Raw genomic sequence first — 19,579 nt, forward strand, 5'->3', positions numbered from 1 at the left:
TTAGATATGTTTCTTCTTTGCTGCTTTCTTCGCAGTTATTTTCAATTGAATGTTTGCAAAAAACACGTACAAGCCCGGTATCACGATCAAGCCTAAGATGGTTCCGATAAACATACCTCCTGCACCTGCAGTACCAATGGTTCTGTTACCAATTGCACCTGCACCCGATGCGATCATCAATGGAATAAGTCCAGCTACAAATGCAAACGATGTCATTAAGATCGGTCTGAATCGTGCGACCGCTCCTTCAACCGCTGCCTGCAATGGAGTCAGTCCTTCATCCTGACGCTGCAATGCAAACTCAATAATCAGGATCGCATTCTTACCTAGTAAACCAATCAGCATCACCAATGCCACCTGTGCATAAATGTTGTTCTGAAGATCCAGTATAAATAATAACAGATACGCACCGAATATACCTGTTGGTAAAGAAAAGATCACAGCAAGGGGTAAGACAAAACTTTCGTATTGTGCAGAGAGAATTAAATACACAAAGATCAAACAAATCATAAATATGATTGTAACCTGACTTCCGGATTCAACTTCGTCGCGTGTCATGCCCGACCATTCGAACGTATAGCCTTTAGGCAAAGAAATTGCTGCTGTTCGTTTGATCGCTTCAATTGCGTCACCGCTGCTGTAGCCCTTTGCAGGCTCTCCGTTGATCATGGCAGCTGTAAACATGTTGTGTCTTGTCAACTGCTCCGGACCATAAATCCGTTCGATCGTAACAAATGCAGAATACGGAACCATTTCTCCTGATTTATTCTTCACATATAATTTTAAGATATCTTGTGGCTCCGCTCTGAATTTTGGTAGCGCCTGCACCATTACTTTATACATCTGTCCGAAGCGGATAAAATTAGTTGCGTAGTAACTACCGATTAATGCCTGCAAATTATCCATGGCATTGTTTACCGTTACTCCTTTTTGTGCTGCTTTATCATAATCTACATTCACCAGATATTGCGGAAAGCTTGCATCAAAACTTGTAAATGCTTCTTCAATTTCGTCCTGCTTGTTCAGATCAAACAAAAACTTTTTTGTGACTTCCTGCAACTTCTGCAGATCGCCTGTACCCGAGCGATCCTGAATACGGAATTCAAATCCGCTGGCATTCCCATAACCAGGCACTGCAGGCGGCGGAAAGAATTGAATGGATGCATCGTTCAGATCTTTTGTATCTTTTTCAAGTGAATCGATGATTTGATCCACAGATGATTTACGCGATTCCCATGGTTTAAGATTGATCATTGCCATACCAAAAGTTGCACCTGATCCGTCGGTCATGATGTTAAATCCCGCCATAGTCGATACCGATTCAATGGCATCGTATTTTTTCGCAACACGTTGGATGTTATCAACCACATTTTCGGTACGCTCCAGTGTAGCACCTGAAGGCGTTGTAATACTCGCATAAATGGTTCCTTGATCTTCCGTAGGAATAAAGCCTGTAGGCAATAAGGATCCCAGACCTTTGATTCCGAAAATGAAAAACAACAACAAACCAAACGTGATTACTTTTCTGTTTACAACAAACTTTAATAAATGACTGTATTTAAATGTCATGTTATTAAATCCTTTATTGAATATATAAAAGAATTTATCCAGCCATGTTTTTACTTTTTTATGACCGTGATGATTTTTCAAAAGCAACGCACACAAGGCCGGTGTAAGCGTCAATGCGTTCACACCGGAGATCACAATTGCAATTGCCATGGTAATGGAGAACTGTCGGTAGAATACGCCCACAGGTCCGGTCATGAATGCTACGGGGATAAACACAGCAGACATTACTAACGTAATTGCAATGATGGCACCGCTAATTTCTTTCATGGATGCATGAATGGCTTCGAGCGGTTCCATGTGATCTTTCTCCATTTTTACGTGCACCGCTTCCACAACAACAATGGCATCATCTACCACAATACCGATCGCAAGTACCAATGCAAACAGCGTTAACAGGTTTACCGAGAAATCCAGCATATCCATAAAAAAGAAGGTACCAATTAAAGATACCGGAACGGCGATGATCGGAATAATGGTTGATCTGAAATCCTGTAAGAACATAAACACAACTAAAGCAACCAATATAAATGCTTCAATCAATGTTTTAATTACTTCGTGAATGGATGCATCTAAAAAGCGCGACACATCATAGCTGATGGTGTAATCCATACCTGCAGGAAAGGTCGTGCCCTTCAGGTCTGCCATTTTTGTTTTAATGTTTTCAATTACTTCGCTGGCGTTCGACCCGGGACGTTGTTTCAGAATGATCGCAGCAGAGGGTCTGCCATTTTCTTTTGACAATACATCGTAATCCAATGAACCGAATTCAATTTCTGCAATGTCTTTTAAACGCAGGATCTGTCCGGTTGAATTGGCACGGATCGGAATGTTCTCGTATTGTTCTTTACGTGTGAACTTACCCGAGTATCTCAATACATACTGAAGCGACTGATGTTTGCGTCCGGAGCTTTCACCGATCTTACCCGGTGCAGCTTCAATGTTTTCGGCACGCAATGCATTCACTACATCTTCTGCAGACACATCGTATACGGTCATACGATCCGGTTTTAACCACACACGCATTGAGTATTCTCTTTGTCCCATGATGTCGGCAAAACCAACTCCATTGATACGCTTCAATTCAGCCAACACATTGATGTCGGCGAAATTGTAGAGAAATTTTTCATCTGCAGTAGTATCCGAGCTGAGTATGTTAATATACATCAACATACTGTTCACTTCTTTTTCAATAATGATACCCGACTTAATAACCTCTTCGGGCATTTCATCCAATACTGCAGTTACACGGTTCTGCACGTTTACCGATGCAAGATCGGGATTGACACCTGCCTGAAAATAGATCTGAATAATACTTGTACCATCGTTACCTGACACGGAAGTCATATACGACATGCCGGATACGCCGTTAATAGCACGTTCCAGAGGAGTTACTACCGCCTTGGCACATACTTCTGCATTAGCACCTGTATACTTTGTTGTTACTGCAACTACGGGCGGAGCAATATCGGGGTATTGCGTAACGGGTATCTTCAATAAAGATAATACCCCTAAAAAAACAATGATCAACGATATTACGATCGATAATACTGGCCTATCTATAAATTTACTAAACATACAATAACGTTAAAGGATGACTATTACAATTTTGAATCAACACAGATAAAAGGGTTGTCTGTATTAAAATTGTGATATGATCGTTTTGAGAGAAACAAACTCCGGAGATACCTCCATTCCTTCCTTTACATCCTGTATGCCTTCGTAAATAAATTTATCATTCGGTGAAATACCTGAAGCAATAATATACAAATGCGGAATACGCAATTGCGGAACTACACTGCGCGCCGTAACGATGTTGTGTTTATCCACTACATACACAAACATACGATCCTGAATTTCGAATGCACACTTTTGCGGAATGATCAATGCACTTTTTACAGTGCGCGTCAATCGTACCTTACCGGTTGAGCCATGCTTAAGTAGTTTATCCGGATTTTCAAAACGTGCACGGAACGCAATACTACCTGTAGCATTATCAAATTCGCCTTCGATCGTTTCGATCTGTCCAAGGTATTTATGTTCTTCGTTGTTTGCCAGAATCAGTTTTACAGATTTGCTGTACGAACCACTCACATCGGATTTGAAATCCAGGTATTCTTTTTCTGAAACGTTGAAGTATGCATATACTTCACTGTTATCAGACAAGGTAGTAAGCAACGTCCCTTCATCGATCAAGCTACCCACCTTATTTGGTATACGATCCAGAATGCCGTCAAAAGGTGCACGCACTTCTGTGAACGACAATTTCAACTGTGCGCTCACTTCGTGTGAACGTGCTTCTTCAATATTTGCATTTAATGCATCCAGCTTGGCATGTGCCATATCCAATTCGGTTTTGGATACAACATTTTTATCAACCAGCACTTTCACATTCTGAACATTCAGTTCCGCTGATTTTGCTTCTGCAATTGCGTTTTTTAAATTCGCTTTTGCTTTTAATAAATCCTCTTTGTATTCCTGACTGCTGATGCGAAATAATACCTGGCCTTTTTTTACCGGCATACCTTCATCTACTAAAATTGCATCCAGATAGCCTTTAACACGAGAACGTATATCAACATTTTTTATAGAATGTATGTCGGCTACATAATCTATAAAATATGTTGTGTCTATTAAAATTGGTCTTGTTACAGAGTACTTGTCTGCTCGTATTGTTCCTTTTTCCAGTGAACATCCAAATGCCATGCATAGCAAAGCAATGCACGCAGATACCGTTAATTTTCTCATAAATAATAAATTTAACACTCAAGCCTTTTGCCTTAAGTGTGCAATAACAAACATTTCATTTCAAAAGAAGTAAATCGACGGTTAAGCGATTAAACTTCATTACTCAATTTTCAGATCGAGTAATAAATCGTTTGGTTAGCAATTCGGAGGAGGTGAGAAAATATCTAAAAATTCAACTTTAATAACAGTACCGGAATATGTAAAATACACATTCAAAAAAAGACTTGATAGATTTTTAAAGCCATAAGAATATGGTACTATTTCTATAGAAGGAAGAATATCCAGTTCAACTTCTACTTCTTTTTCCAAATCAAAATTTTCGATCAACACAGCTGACTGTACCGGCAACGTATGACCTTTTGTATCAATAAACGAACGATTGTGCTGTGTATGAACAGCAGATTGGGTAAGGCTTGTGTTTGGAGATTTAACAAAATTATCCAAATGGAATCCGTTCATGCCCATTAAAAAAAATGAGCACGTTACCACTAATAAAAGATATGTACTAAAGGGACGTAGCATAATTTTATACAACCCAATCTAATGACTTTCTTCAATAAATCCAATACGAAATAGGTTTAGCAGGTTTAAATAGCGACAGAAAATCAAAAAATACAAGTATTAGAGGCTTCAAAACACCTCAAATAATACAATATAGAAATGGATAAATTATATATTTTCAATAAAAATGCTCAAAAACAGATTTTCTACAGAATTAACCTAAACTTGAAAAAATTATGTGTGAGATGTAATAATTCTTCTCCTTTATTACTGAATTCAAACGAAAATTCAAAAAGTTTAATCCTTACGGTTTTAAATACTTCTTACTTACTTCCAGCTTTTCCTCCCTAAGACAAATCATACACATTATGTAGTATTGGCAGAATTTAGAATATACCAGTATCTTGTTACCTACATCAATACATTAAAGAAATATTAAAATGAATTCAGACCTGACAGAAGAGAACGTAATTTCGGAAGATTATAGATTTGAAATTGATGCGGATCTCGTTGAAAAATTTACCGGTTCTATTAAAATTTTTATGGCAGACAAAAGAACCATCCGAAAAATTTCTAACAGGCTACTTATTTTGGGTAGTATCTTTTTAATTTTTAGTATACCTGCAAGCATATCTTTAATCCGCGGCTTTCATTTGAATATTTCTTCTGTACTTGGTCTGCTGGGGCTATTTGGGGTTTATTTGGGTTTTTATTTGCGAATAAATGCTACGCGGTTCCCATTGATCATTGTATATGAAGATAAAATATTATTTAAGAAGAAGTCCTCAGCATCCGGAGCATTCAGAATATTTAATGCTCTATACTTATATAACTCAAACAAATTTGAGTCCATACAAAAAAAAGAAATTAAAAATATTTTAAAGCTAAAATCGATCTTATCAACGGATATTTATTTTGAATTACATTCGAACAACTCAACCATTCAGCCGCTGTTAAATATAGAGAAAGAATACAGAGATCATATTTTCTTATACTTGCAAGAGTATATGAACAACAAATCTTAATATTAGACGTCCGTCTTAGTAAGCAATTCAATCTTCTTCGTGATACATGACCTTGTGTTCGTCCAAAAATGCTTTAATGCTTTGCACATGCACACACTGACCCAAATGTATAAACGAATAATCCGTCACCTTTTTTGCTTTGTTATTTATCAGGATCTCTGTATCAATCAGATCGAAACCCAGATGCAGATGTTTGGTGGAAGATTGCATGCCACACACCACACCGGCTCTGTTAAAGAGCGGCCCACCGCTTTGACCTTTTAATCCGGGTGTACTCAGTTCAATCCCTACAATGCCTGAGGGATCGGCTAAGAAACGTGTAACCATACCGTCTATCGGAAAGCGCGGCGAATGCATGATGCCTTCTGCTGTCCATTCTATATCATCTGCGGCTTCATTAAATCTGAAATTCGTAAACTCCGGAAAAGGAAAACCCAAACGACAAAGCGCTTGGCCTTGTTTAACATCTGCAGGATTTTTTTTGAACACAGCTACATCTGAATACATTACTTTTGTAAAGTCGTTCAATTTTAAAATTGCCAGATCAAGTGTCGGATGCAGGTGCACGGTAAAGCCCGACATCTGATCTACCGCATCCACAAAGGTGATCTTTATTTGCACAATGGATTCCGGAGTATATTTATATTTGAGCTCCAGTCCTTTCAGATTGCTTTTATATTTTGCATCCTTTGGAAGCCGATCGCGTTCGGCTTTGAATGCTGCATAATTCTGATTGATGCTCTCAGAAGCAAGCAGCAAATCAACAACATGTTTGCAGGTCAACGCATAGCCTTGTTCGTTTACAAAAAACATCGTTGCAGCGCCTGGAATGATCTGCTTGCCGCCATAGGTACGCATGATGGTATGGATGGGGCGTGTGTAATTTGAAATTTTTTCGATTGCTTCAACAAACATAATTTTAATGATTAGTTAGTTCTATTTATAGACAAGTAATTAGTTAGTTAACCCATCCCGTAGGGATGAAATATCTGTAGTAACAAAGACAAAAATATACAATGTACAAGTCCCATAGGGACGATATATTTAAGATGTTTCTGCTTGTCGCTCCTTGACGGAGCTCCGTGCGTATATTATTTATTGAATTCTATTTCTACAGATATATCGCCCCGATGGGGCTTGCTAACCTAAGTACTTAAGCCAGCTGCTTCCGTATTCTTTCCAATAATTTTTTACTTGCTCTAATCCCTTCGTCTTCGCTCAAACGATCTCCTTCATATTCAATACCGATATATCCTCTATACGGCGAAGCTTTCACTAGAGACAACATGCGTGTAAAATCGCTGTTGCTCTCTTCGCCTGCTTCAGTAAAATCAAAGGTCTTCGCACTTACACCTTTTGCATACGGCAGCAATTCTTCTACTCCTTTGTATTTGTCATACCAATCTACACACGGCGACTCCCATAGATCTCCTTTTTCTCTGCGCACACAGAAGTTTGCAAAATCCACCATCGTTCTGCAATTCTTATGATTCACTTCCTGAATGACTTTCGCCAGCATGCCTGCATTGGAAGACCAGGTGCCGTGGTTCTCCGCAAGAATGGTCATATCCATCTTTGCTGCAAATTCAGTCAACTTGGTTAAACTTTTTACAGAAGCATCATGCCACTCTTCTGCGGTAGCATCACCGTGCAGGTTTACACGGATGGCGTGACCACCAAGATGCTTAGAAGCTTCAACCCACTTATAATGATTTTCGACAGCCTGTTCTCTTTCTGTATTATTTTTATCACCCAGCAATCCTTCCTGATCCACCATGATCAATACGCTTCTTACGCCGTTATCAGAGCAACGCTGCTTCAATTGATTCAGATACGAAATATCTTTGGCTTTATCTTTGAAAAATTGATTCACGTATTCAACCGCATCAATATCGTATGTTGTTTTAGCGATAACGGGAAAATCAAGATTGGTTATTTTTCCACTGAATAAATCTTTGTGCAAGGACCATTCTGCCAGCGATATTTTAAAATCGAATTTCTTTTGTTCTTCTGCAAATACAGAAAGCGAAGGAAGAAGTGTAAAACCAGCGGCAGCAAGAGATGCCTGTTTAATAAAAGCACGGCGTGTGTTATTTTCCATTTAGAAAAGTATAATAAAATAGAGATAAAACCTATCTCTTCCGTATGAAATTAGAACCTGAATTAGTTATCGTTTAAAATATAAGGTGGCGCAATATTGAGATTGATTTGTACGGACTCCTGAAAATGAAAACCCATAATTAAATGCAATTGTAAAAACACCCACACTCTTTGTTATGTCCACAAAACCTCCTAAGGATACCTGTTTGAATGAGTTAGCCATTACCAATGCACCCATTTTTTTTTGATACGATATTTTATTATCAATGGAAAAAAGTAGGGTATCTGCATTTACTAAAACTTTCGTTCCAAGCTCCCATTCAACAAAGGGGCTTACATCCATCTGTCTGCTTAAGATCGTTTCTACATACCGATTCAAATGAAATTCGTAATTGATTGGAGTAAGTTTTGCACCTGGTATTTGATTGAGTCCAATACCCAGATGCCATTTTTTATATTGCAGACTTGATGCTAACGATGCATCCCAATTCCATGCACTCCCTCCGGCAGATACAGCACTTGCGCCGAAAGCAATATTCACAGCACCAACCTGAGCGGCAGAAGTCCATGTTAAATCATCGTTAATATGAATAGTATATCCATATACAAAATACATTTTCGACTTTGAATATAAAGATGTTTCCTGTTCAGAATATATTTTCAATCCAATGATATGCCCTTGCTTCGATTTAACAATTCCATCTACATAAATATTACGGATATCTGAAAAAATGCCTATTTTATTCTGATATTGAACCGTAACCAAACTTTTATTCAAGTCGTAAGACGAAGCTAGAAACTGACCTTTATTCGGTAAAAAATGATAGGGTTGCGGATTTAAAATAAAGTTATTCAAACTGTTTTGAGCGAATACACCTTCTGAAGCTATGTAAATAGCATACAAAAGCAATATTTTGGCAAAACTTCGAATAAATTTTAAATTATTGTTCACCTATTAAATATAAAATAGTCTACAATTTAAAGAGAAATACAATTAAAGAGCAATCAATCATATCGTATTTAAATAATGGCCAGGAAAGTAAGGCCATTGATTTGCTGTACAAAAAGGTATTGCCTTCTATTACGCAGTATATTCGAAAGAACAGTGGCAATAAGGAACAAGCGGAAGATATATTCCACGATGCCATTATTAAACTGATCGTTAAAATTCGAAATGCGGAATTACCTGATGAAACGGATATTTATGCATATATGTTTACCATGGCGAAAAATATGTGGATCATAAAGGCAAAACGAGATCAAAAAGTACAGTATACGGACGAATTAACGGATTCTTCCTTATATAAAGGAGTTAATGAAGATTCAAATTCAGATCAGAATGAAAAGACGATAGCAATGGAATCGGTTTTGGTGAGTATTGGCGAAAAATGCAAAGAATTGCTCACGTTAACCTATTACATGAATTATTCGCTTAAAGAAGCAGCCGAAAAATTGGGTATATCCAATGAAGAAGTTGCGAAAACAAATCAGTATAGATGCAAAAAAAAGATGTTTGAAGTTATTAAAAACAATCCTGCATTTAAAGAATTAATGATGAACTAATGAATTCCGAAGAAATACGATATCAGCAAATTGAAGATTATTTAAAGGGAAGACTTTCGGAATCCGAACAGATTTCCTTTGAAGAACAAATCTCTACAGACAAGCAATTGGCTCAAGAAGTTGCTGTTCAAAAAGTAGCGTTGCAATCTCTTGAAATGGCTTACATCCAATCGATGAGTGATTTGGTACGTAACCGTGTACAAAAAAACAACACAGCTAAAAAATATTGGTTTGGTGGCGGGGCTATTTTACTTACATCTATACTCATTGGTGGCGCATATCTGATTACACAAATAAATAAAGATGTGCCTGCTCCTGAAAAAGAATCCATACAAATTCAAAAAACAAATACCCAGCATACATCTTCAGTAAATTACGATTCAGAAATTAAAAATTCGTCTGAAGAAAATAACAGATCACTGCCGCAGGAAAAAATAACAGCTGCGCCAAATGGAGTTGTATCTGTTGAAAAAACCAGCACATCGTTGTCTGACACATCGCTTGTTAATAAAGGGAAAATAAATGAGTCGATGTATAGATCATCTTCTCAGAAAACGATTCCGCCTGTTGAGACAATAACGATCGAACCTGCAAAGCCGTCTTCTACGAATGCTTGCTCGGAAACAGCCCCTGAAGTTTCGGTACGTGTTACACCAACCAGTCTGGATGAAAACACGGGAACACTACTCATTGCTGCGCCAGCCAATTGGTTGGTGTATGTAAAAGGCGCAAATACTACCTATGAAAAAACACTTCAATTCAGTAGCTTAGCTGAAGGCACCTATATCGTATTTGTTAAAAATGAATCAAACTGCATCTATCAAATCGGAAGCTATGCAGTAACAAATACAAACTGCGTGTTTGAAAAAAATTATGTATTCAATAAACAGTTTGATAAAGAGTGGAGCATACCTGCTCAAAATTCTTCTACCTATCGTGTAAGCATTTTAAATAAAGCCGGCATTGAGGTATATAGTGAAAACGTGGCGGCTCATAGCACTGCCAACTGGAATGGATTAAATAAAAATGGTTCTGATGTGGCGATCGGGTTACATAAAGTAATTGTAACGTATTCAGACAATAAAACATGTATATACAATGTTGTGGTTTCAGAATAACATATCGAAAATTATTTTCATAGCAGCGGGGGTGTTGTTACAGGCATTTAACAGTCATGCACAATTAATAGTTGTGCAGGATCCTGCATTTAGAAATGCTTTGTGTACTTTTTCTCCATCAAGTATGAACGCAAATTGCCACAAACTTGATACGGTAAAGGCATTAATAGCATCGGGGAATATTGTTTTAAATGGAATGGGAATTTCGAATGCAGATGAAATTATTTATTTTAAAAATGCCGATACGATACGATTGGCTAATAACAATTTAACCAGCTTCCCGATTAACATTACGCGATTCAGACATTTAAACAGACTAAGTCTGGCAAACAATCAATTGGTAAATGCTCCGGATATTCACTATACAAATGCACTCTCCGGAGATACGGCTATAAAATTTGTATACCTTTTAAATAATAAAATATCTTACCTACCACCTAGCTGGAATGCCTACAATTCCATGACACAGGTTATTGATCTAAGAAATAATGAACTGAAAAAAATTCCAACATTTATTAATTATCCGGAAATACGTCGATTGGATTTGCGGGATAACCATTTGACGTTTGAATATTTAGTACCCATCATGCAAAATCCAAGATGGTCCACAAGTAATATCTCTTTATTTCCTCAAAAAAACTTTCCTGTTGAACTTGATACATTTGTTAAAATAGGTGATGTACTCCATGTAACTATTTCTACAGGCTTAGCTTCAAATGAATACACCTTATTGCTTGACAATACTGTCAAGGAAACAAATAGAACTGGCGATTTCTACATTGCAATAAATACAGCAGCAGATACAGGAAAATATTCGTTCAAAATAAGAAACGATAATTTTCCAGGAACTTCAGATTTTTTAAGTTCTGAGATAAAAAATATTCATCTGCAACCAATCAATGAAAAACATAAAGAAGTAATTATTTTTTCTCCGAATGGTGATGGGAACGGAGATGTAGTATTTGTTGATGGTATTGGCTCAGCCAAAATAGTCAATAAAAATGGCGTAGAAATACAAAGCATTAGCTTGCCGTATATTTGGGATGGAACAGATAAAAATGGAAAAATATTAACACCAGGTCTTTACTACATACAAAAAAGTGATGGTTCCGTATTAAAAGCGCTTTTAATAAATTGATTTTTTAAAATCATTTCTTTTAAAAAAAGATCCTCGCTGGTTATGTAGCGAGGATCTTTTTCTTTATATCCCAATTGATTTATTCATTTATATTGTTTCACTTTTTTTATAATAATTTGTTCACTTTTCATTTTTAAAATAATCTTAAGGTTAGAATCTAATGATATGATTAGATCATTCATACATATTCATTTAAATAAAAAGGGAATGAAAGCATCAATTAACCGTAGTAAAATTATCTTTTTAGGTATCATTTTCGGATCCATTGCATTGTTGTCACCTGCCTTTGGACAAGCGTTCAAACATCCGGGAATATTAAACAACCAATCCGAACTGGATTTTATAAAAGAAAAATCAAAGAGTGGTATACAACCCTGGAAGAAAGCATATGATGTTTTAAAAGCCAGTCCATTTGCATCGTTAAATTACATATCAAAGCCATTGGCTACAATGGATTGCTGGTCGTACAACAAAGATAAAAATGGCAATTATGTACCTCAATGCAAAACATTTGTTGAAGATGGAATGGCAGCTTATTCATGCGCATTGATGTGGTACATTACAGAAGACAAAAGATATGCTGATAAATCCATACAGATTTTAAATGGCTGGTCAAATGTATATGTAAGTAATACCGGATCGAACGCACGTTTAAATGTTTCGTGGGCAGCGCCCTGGTTTATTAATGCGGCAGAAATTTTGAGACATGGAAATGCTGGCGGCGCTTCAGGCTGGAGTCAATCCGACATTACGAAATTCAATGGCATGCTTGCAAAATTTTTGCCCTATGTTAAAGATGAAAACATGGCAGGAAATAACTGGATACAATCTGCAATAGAAGCACATTTTGCTATTGCAATTTTTACCGATAACAGAGCGGAATTTAACAATGCCGTAGGGCGTTGGAAAACAAGAGTAAAAACATATATCTATCAAAAATCAGATGGTGCTACTCCCCTTACCTATCCCTCAGGTCATGTAGATATTAATTCTTCAAAATGGAATGGAACCAGAACGTTTATTGATGGATTGTGTATGGAAACGTGCAGAGATCTTGGTCACTTAAAATTAGGGATCAACTCTATGATGTATGCTGCGCAGTCTGCATATGAGCAAGGAATAGATCTGTTCTCACTGGAACAAAAAAGATTGAGTGATTTCTTTGAATTACACGGCAGCTGGATGACCGGAGCTAAAGCTGTCCCTTCAAATATCAATGGAGGCTTAGTTATTGCTAGTCCGAATACTCCCGGAATTAAACCGCCCAATGGCGGTGGCGGTGCAGCCTTTGAAATTGCTTACAACCATTTACACAGTAGATTAAATAAAAATCTTCCATACACCTTGCAAATGATCAATGCTCACAGACCTGCAAGTGCAGGACAATGGGTGTTCAAATGGGAAACATTAACACATGGTGATCTGCCATTTAATTTAACTACAACACCTCCCAATCAAGCGCCAACCGTAAATGTTACTTCTCCGCAAAGCACAGGTACGAATTATGCTTCCGCTGCAATTACACTGAATGCAACAGCAAGCGATGATAAAGGAGTAACAAAAGTTGAATTCTACAACGGCCCTACTTTGTTGAATTCAGATGCAACGGCACCTTATGCATTCACCTGGACAAACGTTGGAGCCGGAACATATAACATCACCGCAAAAGCGTATGATGCAGATAATGCATCTAAAACATCTGCTACGATTACAATTTCTGTTATTGCAAAACAAGTTGTTGATTATACACCACCACAAGGATTTACACTTGCAGCAAATGAAAACACAATGATACCTATTACAGATAAGGTAAATATCGCTTATGGGGTAAATGGTACATTTGTTTACTTATACAATCAAACATCATCTGTAGGCTGTACCAATGAAGCGTTTGGCTCAGACCCTGCCAATGGAATTGCAAAAAAATGTTTTGTGCAAAAAGTAATAGCACCTCCTGCAGTTAACTATGCTCCGCCAGCTGGCTACACAGTAACTGCAAATGAATGGGGAACAGTTATCGTTACCGGAAAAATGAATATCGCTTATGGAGCAAACGGAACATTCACGTACTTATATAATCAGACATCTAATATTGCCTGTACTAACGATGCATTTAATAATGATCCGGTCAATGGAGTTTCTAAAAAATGTTATGTGCAACAAGTTCCCGATGTTCCTGTTATAACAAATCCAAGTACAATAGGTGTTAATGGGCCGACTTGTGTTGAACCCGGAAAAACGTATACATATACGGTAAAACCGGATGCTTACACCTTACGATCAGCAAACTGGTGGTCGAATACCGGTGCAATCATTACAATGAATCCGGCAAACGAAAGTATAATGACAATCACAATACCTTCAAATACTGCAGGATTGAATTTAAAAATATCATCGGGTGTAAACATTACTGTTGACCCTTGGTACAAAGAATATTCCATGCAGGTAAAAGTAGGCGGATGTACCGGAAGCACGCCGCAACTAAGAGCAGCTGCCAGCCCACAGCCATTTAATGCAAACACAACGCTGTCATTGGAAGACAATGAAAAAATAAACAGCATTGTAGTACTTGATATGAATGGAGTTGAAGTATATAAAGCAGCAAATATTGATGCAGCAACATTTGAATTAGGCGATAATCTTGCCGTAGGAATGTACATCGCTCATATTCATTCGAACAAAGGTGTTTCTGTTATTAAGCTTGTAAAAAATCAATAGCATTTTTTGTAATATATAGTCGAGGACGCTCAGTATAGAAATATACTGAGCGTTTTTTTGAAACGCGTTAAAAAAATATTTCTATAAAATTGTTCACCTAAGACAAAATCAATAGTCTAGTACCAAACAATAAAATTTTAATTCTTAGAGATCTATTTATTTTTCTTACATATGACAAATGCTATTTTAATTGATCGTGGAATAAAACACGAAAATTTTGTTTCATTACTATTACACCTAGATTTATTAAGATATTTTGAATACCAAGGTATATATGAACTTTGCGATATTAAATCCAAAGAAATTTATTATAACGTTTTCCTAAAAGAAACATCTAAATATCCTTTTGGAATTCAACATTCAAACATTGAATTTATAGGTTATCTATCTCCAATCAATTTACAGGATCTACCTATCCGTGGTAAATCAGTGATTTTAAACATAACATTGAAGGGATGGTGGGATAAAACAAATAAGCAGCATTTAATTATAAGTAAGTATCCTTTTTTTACAGATGACCTAGTCTTCACCAAAAGATTATTTGAAAAATTCAAAATCAATAAATAATATTCCTAATCATTTTTTATTACAGATTTTTTTATTTTACCTATAGCCCTTATTCCTTATAGAGTAAGGGCTATTTTAATTTTACACAAATAGCAAATACAAACAATAGATTGATTTTTCATTCTCTTTTTAAAAAATTATTTTCCAATGAAAAAACGTTGTACGTGTGTGTTTTTTCGAAACTGTTAACAAAACAGTTTTACTTATTTCTAAGCTCCAAAATGAGATATATTACGAATTAATAAAACAGATGGAATAGATATTTTAAGAGTAATGAAATATTAAAAAAATATTTAAAAAAAATGTTCACCTTGGCTTTGGTATTTAATCTAGTACATATAACAACATATTTACTCATATGACTACATTTATACGCTCGATGATTTTCACGAAAGAAGCTCTCTTTTTCAGTATATTATGGTTATTGATGTTTTGGTCGGCCATTTCATTATCACATATTAACTAATGAATCAAAAATAGTTAAGCGCCGATTCTTTTAAATAGCTCTATAATTCGGTATTGAAAGAATAAGGATTGCTTATAAAATAACCAATCAATTTTTGGTTTTATGTTGAAGTTTATAGCACCCGATGCATTTGTGTTGGGTGTTGTAATTTTTTTGATCGGATTTTAATCAAAGATCTGAATTGCTACAACATATTGTATAAATAAATGCGTTTAAAATGTTCACTTTGATAAAACAGCCTAGTCTATAAGTTTAATGAACGCTTGATGATTCATAAATCATTTAGAGTAGATAAACTTAACCAGATCTATGCAAACTATTATTACAAAAATTTCAAAAACACTAATTCCATTTATTTTTAGTGTATCACTAATTATTACTGTACAAGCACAATCATTTGTACATCCAGGCATTTTAAATAATCAGGCAGAATTGGATTTTGTAAAAGCAAAAATTCAGGCAAATCAGCAACCATGGGTACAAGCTTTTAATCAATTAAAAAATTCGAATTACGCTTCTCTAACATATACAGCGAATCCATACATAACGGTTTCTTGCGGATCTGGTAACAAGCCAAATATTGGATGCTCACAAATTGTCGATGATGGAATGGCAGCATATTCACTTGCTCTTATGTGGTCGTACACGGGAGATATACGTTATGCTACTAAATCAATTTCTATTATAAATGCATGGTCAACCACGTTCCAAAATATTACGACAGAATCGAATCAACGATTGGTGGTATCATGGGCAGCACCATGGTACGTGAATGCCGCTGAAATACTCAGATACAGCAACTCTGGCTGGACAAATACACATTTGACGAATTTCAATGGATTCTTAGCCAAAATGCTTCCATACATAAAAGATGATACCATGCCCGGCAACAACTGGGTACAATCTGCGATTGAAGCACACTTAGCCATTTCAATTTTCACGGATAACAGAACAGAATTTAATATAGCTGTTTCAAGATGGAAGACACGCGTAAAGACATATATATACCAGACAACAGATGGCGCCACACCTTTAGACTATCCAACAGGAAATGTAAATATTAATTCTTCTAAATGGAATGGTACAAGAGTATTTGTAAATGGATTGTGTATGGAAACGTGCAGAGATCTGGGGCACCTTAAATTAGGTGTCAATTCAATGATGTATGCCGCTCAGTCTGCCTATGAACAGGGAGTAGATTTATTTACACTAGAACAAAAACGGTTATCTGATTTTTTTGAATTGCATGGCAGCTGGATGACTGGCTCTGTAGCTGTGCCTTCAAATATCAATGGAGGATATGTAATAGCTGGAGCAAGCGATGTTGTAGGTATAAAACCTCCAACTGGAGGCGGCGGCGCAGCCTTCGAAATTGCGTACAATCATTTACATACCCGATTAAATAAGAACCTTCCTTACACCCTTCAAATGATCAATTCTCATCGCCCAGCCGGTGCAGGACACTGGGTATTTAAATGGGAAACATTAACACATGGGAATTTGCCTTTTAATTTAACTATACCAACAAACAATGCGCCAACCGTCAGTATCTCTTCGCCACAAACCACGACATCAAACTGTACTCCTGCATCAATCATGCTTAATGCCAATGCAGCAGATGATCATGGTGTTCAAAAAGTAGAGTTTTACAATGGCACTACACTTTTGAATACAGATGCCAGTGCACCTTATAGCTACAACTGGAATAACGTAACCACAGGCACATATTCAATAACTGCAAAAGCGTATGATGCTTCCGGATTAAATACTACATCAAACAGCATTGCAATTACAATCAATGCATTGCCCGTTATTATTCATCATATAAATATTAATGGAACATGGAATACTACAGCCGACATAACAGCTTGTGAAGAAACTTCCGTTACATTAGGACCATGGCCGGCTGTGGCTAATGGCTGGAGTTGGTCAGGTCCAAATGGTTTTACTTCAACACAACGTGATCCAACATTATCAAATATACAATTGAACCAAGCCGGAACATATATAGCTACTTATAAGGATGCGAATGGATGTACTGCTATGAGTAATGCTACAATTCAAGTCAATGCACTTCCAATATCAACCATCACATCTCCAGCTAATTCTTTCTGCGCAGGCGGATCAGTTGTGTTAACAGCAAGTGCAGGTACCTCCTACAAATGGTTCAATGGAACAACACAGGTTGGAACCGCTGCAACGTATACCGCAACTGCTGCGGGATCATACACCGTTGAAGTAACAAATAGTGCAGGCTGTAAAGCTACATCTGCTGCAAAAGTAATTACTGTAAATGCGTTGCCGACTGCAACCATCACATCTCCTGTTAACTCTTTCTGCGCAGGCGGATCAGTTGTGTTAACAGCAAGTACAGGTACTTCACACAAATGGTTCAACGGAACAACACAGGTCGGAACCGCTGCAACGTATACCGCAACTGCTGCGGGATCATACACCGTTGAAGTAACAAATAGTGCAGGATGTAAAGCTACATCTGCTGCAAAGGACATTGCCGTAAATCCCTTACCTGCTATTATACATAAAGTGAAAGTAGACGCCGTCTGGACAACTGCAAATAATGCCAATGTATGTAGCGGTTCAACAGTTACATTAGGTCCATGGCCTGCTTTACCAAATGGATGGTCGTGGTCGGGACCAAATGGATTTAATGCAATAGTCAGAGATCCGGTTTTTACTAATATCACTTCAAGTCAATCCGGTATCTATACAGCAACCTATACAGATCCTAATGGTTGTTCAGCAACAAGTACATTTAATTTACAAGTTAGTACTGCTCCTACTGCTACCATCACATCTCCTGTTAACTCTTTTTGTACAGGCGGATCAGTTGTGTTAACAGCAAGTGCAGGCACATCCTACAAATGGTTTAACGGAACAACACAGGTTGGAACCGCTGCAACCTATACCGCAACTGCTGCCGGTTCATATACTGTGGAAGTAACAAATAATACAGGCTGCAAAAATACGTCTGCTGCAAAAGTTATTACCGTTACTGCTGCCGTAATCTGGTATGCAGACACTGACAACGATGGCAAGGGCGATCCTACATTAACAATTTCTGCATGTACACAACCTGCAGGTTATGTTTCTATTGCCGGAGATAACTGTCCGGCTGATGCAAATAAAATTGAACCCGGAATCTGTGGTTGTTCAGCCCCCGAAAATACCTGCACCAACCAACCGCAAACGATCACCTTCACGCCTTTTAACGGTAACAAAATTGCTGGAGATCCAGATTTTACTCTGACGGCATCCTCTACTTCCGGATTAGCTGTTACCTTTATCAGCAGTAATTCCAATGTTGCTATCATTGTTGGCAACACCGTAAAAATTGTCGGAGTCGGCACAACTACTATCACTGCAAATCAAAGCGGAAACACGATCTACGCTCCTGCTTTTGCAACGCAAACACTTGTTGTTTCTAATCCCGTTCAGCAAGGCATATTACAGGTGTTCGATGGCAACATACAAGTATCTGACAACACAACTGCAGTATCTATCGGCAATGCTCCAATAAATACGCCTTCTGCATCTAAAACCATTACACTAAAAAATAGCGGAACGGGAAGCATTACGATTATGAGTGTCGTTGGATCTAATGGTTTTAGTGCTACGCAAATTTTCCCTGCCGGACCTACTGCAACGAACTGCACCTACATCAGGTACAATAACAATATTGAGTAATGGAAATCCCCAAACATTCTCATTACATGTTTTTGTGGAAGTTAGTGCAACTACTGATATCTCGGGTAGTTTATCCGCTTCACAAATTGACCTGTTCCCAAACCCCGCTACAAATAATGTGTATCTCGATTTCCATGGAGTTTTTGATGATATACAAATTGACATCTATACAATAGAAGGAAAATTTGTTCAGCAACATGAATTAGGGACTGCTGCTAATACCGAAAAAAGCTTTTCGATCAATGAATTGCCGGCAGGTATCTACTTCATGGAAATAAAAACCAAACAAGGAAAAATTATTAAACGAATGATTAAGCAGTAACCAAATGAAAATCTTTAATAAGAATGTATTGCTGCTTTGACA

14 protein-coding genes are annotated in these 19,579 nt (G+C 37.2%); 8 read left to right on the top strand and 6 right to left on the bottom strand.

Annotation, left to right across the window (positions count from 1 at the left end; all coding sequences use genetic code 11):
- The 3 genes from A3EE_RS0106900 to A3EE_RS0106910 all read right to left on the bottom strand — a co-directional run bounded on the left by A3EE_RS0106900 (position 1) and on the right by A3EE_RS0106910 (position 4,773).
- On the bottom strand, positions 1 to 3,144 hold the full coding sequence (locus tag A3EE_RS0106900; RefSeq protein ID WP_018342713.1) for an efflux RND transporter permease subunit: 3,144 nt from the start codon (positions 3,142 to 3,144) through the stop codon (positions 1 to 3).
- A 63-nt stretch (positions 3,145 to 3,207) separates the two neighbouring features.
- Positions 3,208 to 4,314: an efflux RND transporter periplasmic adaptor subunit gene (locus tag A3EE_RS0106905; RefSeq protein ID WP_018342714.1), complete on the bottom strand. Its 1,107-nt coding sequence runs from the start codon at positions 4,312 to 4,314 to the stop codon at positions 3,208 to 3,210.
- Positions 4,315 to 4,449: 135 nt separating this feature from the next.
- Positions 4,450 to 4,773 carry a hypothetical protein gene (locus tag A3EE_RS0106910; protein ID WP_157446927.1) on the bottom strand — a complete coding sequence of 108 codons (324 nt, stop codon included), beginning with the start codon at positions 4,771 to 4,773 and terminating at the stop codon, positions 4,450 to 4,452.
- Between the two features lie 482 nt (positions 4,774 to 5,255).
- Between A3EE_RS0106910 and A3EE_RS0106915 the strand changes: the two genes are divergently transcribed.
- A complete protein-coding gene (locus A3EE_RS0106915) occupies positions 5,256 to 5,840 on the top strand; it encodes a hypothetical protein (RefSeq protein WP_018342716.1) in 585 nt (194 codons plus the stop codon).
- Positions 5,841 to 5,867: 27 nt separating this feature from the next.
- Here the strand turns inward: A3EE_RS0106915 and A3EE_RS0106920 are convergent, their stop codons facing one another.
- The 3 genes from A3EE_RS0106920 to A3EE_RS0106930 all read right to left on the bottom strand — a co-directional run bounded on the left by A3EE_RS0106920 (position 5,868) and on the right by A3EE_RS0106930 (position 8,892).
- Positions 5,868 to 6,755, bottom strand: a complete 888-nt coding sequence (locus A3EE_RS0106920; RefSeq protein ID WP_018342717.1) for a S1 family peptidase — start codon at positions 6,753 to 6,755, stop codon at positions 5,868 to 5,870.
- A gap of 238 nt (positions 6,756 to 6,993) precedes the next feature.
- Positions 6,994 to 7,941 carry a sugar phosphate isomerase/epimerase family protein gene (locus A3EE_RS0106925; protein WP_018342718.1) on the bottom strand — a complete coding sequence of 316 codons (948 nt, stop codon included), beginning with the start codon at positions 7,939 to 7,941 and terminating at the stop codon, positions 6,994 to 6,996.
- Between the two features lie 66 nt (positions 7,942 to 8,007).
- Positions 8,008 to 8,892 (bottom strand): hypothetical protein, encoded by an 885-nt coding sequence (locus A3EE_RS0106930; protein WP_018342719.1) that lies wholly within the window; start codon positions 8,890 to 8,892, stop codon positions 8,008 to 8,010.
- A 59-nt stretch (positions 8,893 to 8,951) separates the two neighbouring features.
- Between A3EE_RS0106930 and A3EE_RS0106935 the strand changes: the two genes are divergently transcribed.
- The 7 genes from A3EE_RS0106935 (at position 8,952) to A3EE_RS0106970 (ending at position 19,537) form a co-directional block, all read left to right on the top strand.
- Positions 8,952 to 9,503, top strand: coding sequence for an RNA polymerase sigma factor (locus A3EE_RS0106935; RefSeq protein WP_281166442.1), 552 nt, complete (start codon positions 8,952 to 8,954; stop codon positions 9,501 to 9,503).
- Complete coding sequence (locus tag A3EE_RS0106940) at positions 9,503 to 10,621, top strand: SH3 domain-containing protein (protein WP_018342721.1); 1,119 nt, start codon at positions 9,503 to 9,505, stop codon at positions 10,619 to 10,621. The genes A3EE_RS0106935 and A3EE_RS0106940 overlap by 1 nt, the downstream gene beginning before the upstream one ends.
- Positions 10,602 to 11,759 (top strand): hypothetical protein, encoded by a 1,158-nt coding sequence (locus A3EE_RS0106945; RefSeq protein ID WP_018342722.1) that lies wholly within the window; start codon positions 10,602 to 10,604, stop codon positions 11,757 to 11,759. Before A3EE_RS0106940 ends, A3EE_RS0106945 begins: the two co-directional genes overlap by 20 nt.
- A 207-nt stretch (positions 11,760 to 11,966) precedes the next feature.
- A complete protein-coding gene (locus tag A3EE_RS0106955; protein WP_169334015.1) occupies positions 11,967 to 14,477 on the top strand; it encodes an Ig-like domain-containing protein in 2,511 nt (836 codons plus the stop codon).
- A 171-nt stretch (positions 14,478 to 14,648) separates the two neighbouring features.
- Complete coding sequence (locus tag A3EE_RS0106960; RefSeq protein ID WP_018342725.1) at positions 14,649 to 15,044, top strand: hypothetical protein; 396 nt, start codon at positions 14,649 to 14,651, stop codon at positions 15,042 to 15,044.
- A gap of 775 nt (positions 15,045 to 15,819) precedes the next feature.
- Entirely contained in the window at positions 15,820 to 19,215 is a 3,396-nt protein-coding gene (locus tag A3EE_RS21225) for an Ig-like domain-containing protein (RefSeq protein WP_018342726.1), read from the top strand.
- 34 nt (positions 19,216 to 19,249) lie between these two features.
- Entirely contained in the window at positions 19,250 to 19,537 is a 288-nt protein-coding gene (locus A3EE_RS0106970; RefSeq protein ID WP_157446928.1) for a T9SS type A sorting domain-containing protein, read from the top strand.
- Positions 19,538 to 19,579: the final 42 nt, after the last annotated feature.

The sequence above is a fragment of the Cytophaga aurantiaca DSM 3654 genome, assembly GCF_000379725.1.
Classification (GTDB): Bacteria; Bacteroidota; Bacteroidia; order Cytophagales; family Cytophagaceae; genus Cytophaga; species Cytophaga aurantiaca.